This is a genomic window from uncultured Anaerococcus sp. (assembly GCF_963510575.1).
Classification (GTDB): Bacteria; Bacillota; Clostridia; order Tissierellales; family Peptoniphilaceae; genus Anaerococcus.
This window is the reverse complement of record NZ_CAUPFR010000111.1, coordinates 1-5,180: the sequence shown is the minus strand read 5'-3', so window position 1 is coordinate 5,180 and position 5,180 is coordinate 1. Positions and strand designations below refer to the sequence as shown.

Genomic DNA, 5,180 nt, shown 5'->3' with positions numbered 1-5,180 from the left:
CCGCCATTGTCTTCAATGATTAAGCTTGTATAGAGGGGATTTTTGTATGATGAAACCACGATTTTATCACAAGACGGTCTATTATCAGCATTCTTTATAATATTAATCAGAGCTTCTGCCAGCCAATAAAAATCTCCATTGATGCTATTTTCTTTTAATTCCGTTCTCTTTTCTACCTTCATAGATTTCTTTACATTCAAACTATCTAAGGCATAATCCACTAATTCATCCAAACATATTTTTTCTTTTTTCATAAGATCTTTGTTCGCATCTAGGCTTGATAGTTTGAGTAAAATATCTGATAAAGCGTTTAATCTTAAGAGTTGTCTTTTTAAAACCGCTATATCATCATTATCTGAAAAGTCCATCTCCAAACTCTCTATGGAAAAAAGCATCGATGTGATGGGAGTTTTGATTTGATGAGCGATGTCTTCTAGGTATTCAATTTGCTTTTCGCTATTTTTTCTGCTTATCTCTTTGGCTTCTACTATTTCTATAAAAAGTTTGTAAATCTTATCTTCTAAAATTGAAAAATCATCTTGCTTCATAGGGATTTTATAATTTTGATTTTTCATGTTTTCTATCAAATCTATAAGTTCATTTATTCTATTTTTCTTTCTTTTTTCTAAAAAACAATATAGAAGTCCCAGACTTATTATCCAAAATACATACAGCATCTCAATCCATCCTATATCCAATTCCTCTGACAGTCGTGATAATTTCCCTATCAAGCTTTTCTCTGATTCTTTTAATAGTTGATGTTAGAGTATTGTCATTTACAAATTTTTCCCTATCTTCCCAAAACATTTCTAATAGTTGGCTTCTTGTGTAAACCCTGTGGGGATTTTTGATAAATAAGAGTAATATATCATATTCAAGTGGGGTTAATTCAATATTTTCCCCTTTAAAATAAACTTTTGACTCATTTAAATCTATTTTTATATCCTTATAGGAAATAATTTTATCTTGTGAAATAGGAATAGTCCTTAAAACCGCATCAATCCTTGCCCTTAAAATCGCAAGGGAAAATGGTTTAGTAAGATAATCATCCGCTCCTTGGTCTAAAGCATTAATTATAAAATCTTCTTCATTTTTTACCGTTGTTACAATAACCCTAATGTCCTTTTCTTTTAACTTCTCTATTAGATACTGGCCCTCTTTATCAGGTAGGTTTATATCTAAAAGCGCAACATCAATGTCTACATTCATCCTGTAAGTAGCTTCATAAAAAGACTTTGCAAGGTCAACCTCATATCCGTTCTTGATTAAATATTTTTTTATTTGCAAGGCAATATCTTCGTTATCTTCAATAATTAAAATTCTTTTCATTTGCTTCCTCGTATTTAAATTATGATTACAATATACCCTTATTAATTTTTAAAGAAAAACACCTATAGTTTAATAGGTGTCTTGCTAAAATTTATGGTAAAAGCATGCAGAATCTTCGAGATCCCAAGCTCCTTCTTTTATATAAAAATAATAGGCAGGAGAATTTTTCAAAGTTGTGAAAAACGCCCCACTTATAGATTTTTTCTTTAATTGCTTTATGGTTGTCTTATACAGATTCTCCCCTAATCCTAATCTCCTATATTTTTCTGAAATGAAAAACTCATCAATATAATAAGTAATTTCAGTGGCATATCTTCTAGAATGTCCTAGTATTGCTCCAATTATTTCATCTCCATCTGCTATAAGATATCCAGTAAAATTTGGAAAATCACAAAGAGAAGATAAGGATTCTAAGGCTGTTTCTTCTGTCCATTTATCATTCCAAGGTGGAGCGTTATAGACTTCTACCATCAAACTTGACAATTTTTTTATATCTGTTTTTAAAATTTCCCTAATTTCCAAATTAATCCCTTCCTTAAATTTTCTATATTTATAAATAAATTATTAATCACCCATGAATTTTTTCAATCTTTCAGCGTATTCTTTTGAACTTTCATGTAAAAATTGACCATGACCTAGGCCTTCAAAGACTTGTACTGTTATTTGTGGTAAATATTTTTTCAAATTCTTTTGGCTTTTTGCTGGAATTGGCTCTTCGCTACCCCTCCAAAATAAAACTGGTTTAGGGTATTTTTTTAAATTCTCAGAAAATTCGTAATGATAAATATAATTGCAAACATTTTTGATTGTGCTTTTGCTAATTTTTGAATACATCATTTCGATGATGCTTGTATTATCCTTACCTGCGACCAAATCTAGCAAAAATTTTGGAATTTTTTTGCCTTTTTTGATCACATTTGTTCCTAAAATAAAGGCCCAAGTATATAAAAAACCAATAATCCCTAATTCCACAGTAATCGGAGCATCAACCAAAACTTTTTCTACCCTAATATTTCCCCTAGAAATTAGGTCTATAGCCAGAGTCCCTCCCATGGAAAATCCACATATTCCATAAAGATTACCATCAAATTCTCCTAATAAGTAGGCTTCTATATCTTTAATAGTTTTTTCCATAGAAAGTAAATCATTAGGATCAGATGGACAGTGCCCGTCAAGCTCACAAAAAATTACATAGTAATCACCAAGATAAGGCAAAAGTGGCATAAAACACAAGTCTGCCGTTGATGCAAGACCATGGATAAAAAGGATTGATTTATTCGATTTTTCCCCATAGCAAGTAAAATTCATAATATTTCCTCAAAGTAATTTCAGATTTTTCCATAAATATTTTTTTAAAACAAGGTCAAAATATATCCATCTACCAAAGCAATAAAAAAGTACATTAAGAAGGCTCTTTCAAATGCTTCTATATGTTTTTTTGGATTTTGATAAAGGCTTTTTCCTGGTATCTTTGAAAATCTTATTCTTTTTGTCCTTCTCCACCACAAGAGGTCTATAAGTACCAGGTCAAAAATATTCAAACCTTGGCCTAAAATAAATAAGGCCATAAAGTTTTGAACAAAACTTTTCTGACGGATTTTTAAACCCAATAGCAAAAATAAAATAGAAAAAATTATAAAGTTTGCAATAAAAGCCGAAACCTTACTAGTTTCTTTAAATTTTCCCTGGTAGGCACCTATATTTTTTATTTTTTCTTGTACTTCATCGGGGTAGGACATATAGTTTTTTAAATTTTTCTCATCCGTACCAGTGCCTAGATAACATAAGGCAAAAAATACCAGGCATAAAATTACCAATGTAACTAAAATCATAAATACCTCCAAAATTTTTTTCTAATAAAATAAGAAATTCAAGCTTTCAATAAGTCAATTATGTCGTCTTGACTATCCCTGCCTACTATAAAAATCTAACCAAGGAATAAGAATTACAGATTCCTTTTTATGAGTTAACTCATCCTAGACTCCGTATAAAAATCTATAACAATTCCCCAAGGCGATACTTGTTATTACTATCATTATACCTCGCTTATATCGTGATAAAGTGATTTTTAATGAATTTCAACAAAAATGGCTCCTAAGATTTTCTTAAAAGCCATATATAAACTAATTTTATTTTTCAAAGTGATTTTCATAGTTAGATATTAAAAATCTAAGTCTTTGAACTTCGTATTTTAAAAGTTCTATTCCTTCATCGGTGATGATGTAGTGTTTACCTTTTTGGTCTGTTTCCACCCTTTTTATCAAATTGTTTTCTAAAAACTGGGCTAATAGAGCATAAAGGGTACCGGGTGCTAGCCTTATCCTTCCCTTGGTTATCTCCTCTACCCAAGATGTAATTTCCGCTCCGTTTCTCACTTCTCCAAGGGCTAAGAGAGTGAAATACATTGGTTCTGTTAGGGTTTGAAATTGGTCTCTTGCCATTATTTTGCCTCAAGTATCTTTTCTATATATTTTGCGACCTTATCGTCATAGATATTCCCATCAACTTCCAAAACCATTTTACCCTTTAAAATCAAATATGAATTCTCGTCAGAAAGGCTATAAGACCTATCATAAGAAAAATCTTTTGAAATATCTTTTACAAATTCAGCCCTATATGGGTGGTTTTCGGCATTTTTAAGAATTCTATTAAATAAATCTTTCGCAAGCCCTTCAGAATTTACTACAGTTTTTCTTATATTGAGGTCATTAGAATTTGCCATGTAGTCTTCACAGCTTTCCGCCAAGAAACTTGTAGATTCTTCCATTACAGAAAAACCACCTATTTCTTTTGGTTGAAAGTCATCTTTTAATGCAAGCTTATCAAACATACCAAGATTAGATATGCTAAATACCACAAACATTATTACTGGAATTAAAGCAAATAGAAATTTTTTCTGTCCTTTTTTGGCATCCATTTGTTTTACTTTTTTGATAAAGTAAGAGATAAGAATAACCATAAATATCATAGGAATCACGGAAATAAGTATTGTTAGCCCATAACCCATTTCTAGCTGATGTATTACTAATGCAATCCAAGATAAAATTATTAACACTATTGATAATACAGGTAGCAAAGCTTGTAACTTTCCTATTCCCAACCCAGTAAATTTCAAATCTTTTATGGCTTTAACTTCCTTATTTCTCCTCTTAAAACTTACATAATCTCCTAAAGATAAGAGTGATAATATTAGAAATAAACTAACAGCTGGTGCCATAAAAAATGGAAAATTAGAGTAATATATATCGCTTGACCTTAAACGAGCAATGCTGGATAGAGCCAGAAAAGTAAAAACAGGAAGATTCACGCTTATTGTAATTAATTCACCTTTGATACCCTTATTTAAAATATCAATTTCGTATGAATCATCATTATAGAGAGATTCTGCTCCTTCCTTATCAACCTTATAGATGTTCATATTAAAGGACCTATCAATCAAATGCCATCCATATTCTTCTGCCATCTCATCATATTCTTTGAGTTCTTCCTTAGAAAATTTATGACCCCAAGTCTCATTAGGAGCAATAGAAATCTTGTATTTTACATCAGCTGGTTCACATTTTTTAAACTTCTGGACAAAAGGAAGTGGAATTTTTTCTATCTGCCAACCTTCCCTAGCCATCTCTTCATACCATTTTTCCATAAGACCAAAATTGGTATAAGTTAAAAATCTAAACTTGAGCATCTCTTGCCTCCTTTTAAATATCGAGTCTCGATATTTGTTAATTTGATTATATATCGATAATCGATATTTGTCAATATAAATTTTTAATTTATTAAAAAACCACCTACACTTATCAATAAAAGATAAGCAGTAGGCGGCTTAAGATAATATAAATATTCAAATTTCA

At 30.6% G+C, this 5,180-nt stretch carries 7 protein-coding genes; all 7 read right to left on the bottom strand.

What is annotated here, in order from left to right:
- The coding region (locus RQ907_RS07525; RefSeq protein ID WP_311492759.1) for a HAMP domain-containing sensor histidine kinase at positions 1 to 677 on the bottom strand (677 nt) is incomplete at its 3' end.
- 1 nt (position 678) lies between these two features.
- Positions 679 to 1,329, bottom strand: a complete 651-nt coding sequence (locus tag RQ907_RS07520) for a response regulator transcription factor (RefSeq protein ID WP_311492758.1) — start codon at positions 1,327 to 1,329, stop codon at positions 679 to 681.
- An 84-nt stretch (positions 1,330 to 1,413) separates the two neighbouring features.
- Positions 1,414 to 1,851 carry a GNAT family N-acetyltransferase gene (locus RQ907_RS07515; RefSeq protein WP_311492757.1) on the bottom strand — a complete coding sequence of 146 codons (438 nt, stop codon included), beginning with the start codon at positions 1,849 to 1,851 and terminating at the stop codon, positions 1,414 to 1,416.
- A gap of 42 nt (positions 1,852 to 1,893) precedes the next feature.
- Positions 1,894 to 2,637 (bottom strand): alpha/beta hydrolase, encoded by a 744-nt coding sequence (locus tag RQ907_RS07510; protein ID WP_311492756.1) that lies wholly within the window; start codon positions 2,635 to 2,637, stop codon positions 1,894 to 1,896.
- Between the two features lie 44 nt (positions 2,638 to 2,681).
- Complete coding sequence (locus RQ907_RS07505; RefSeq protein WP_311492755.1) at positions 2,682 to 3,161, bottom strand: ABC transporter permease; 480 nt, start codon at positions 3,159 to 3,161, stop codon at positions 2,682 to 2,684.
- Between the two features lie 297 nt (positions 3,162 to 3,458).
- The gene (locus tag RQ907_RS07500; RefSeq protein ID WP_311492754.1) at positions 3,459 to 3,770 is read right to left on the bottom strand and encodes a PadR family transcriptional regulator; all 312 of its coding nucleotides are present in this window, start codon (positions 3,768 to 3,770) and stop codon (positions 3,459 to 3,461) included.
- Positions 3,770 to 5,014, bottom strand: coding sequence for a DUF2812 domain-containing protein (locus RQ907_RS07495; RefSeq protein WP_311492753.1), 1,245 nt, complete (start codon positions 5,012 to 5,014; stop codon positions 3,770 to 3,772). The genes RQ907_RS07500 and RQ907_RS07495 overlap by 1 nt, the downstream gene beginning before the upstream one ends.
- Positions 5,015 to 5,180: the final 166 nt, after the last annotated feature.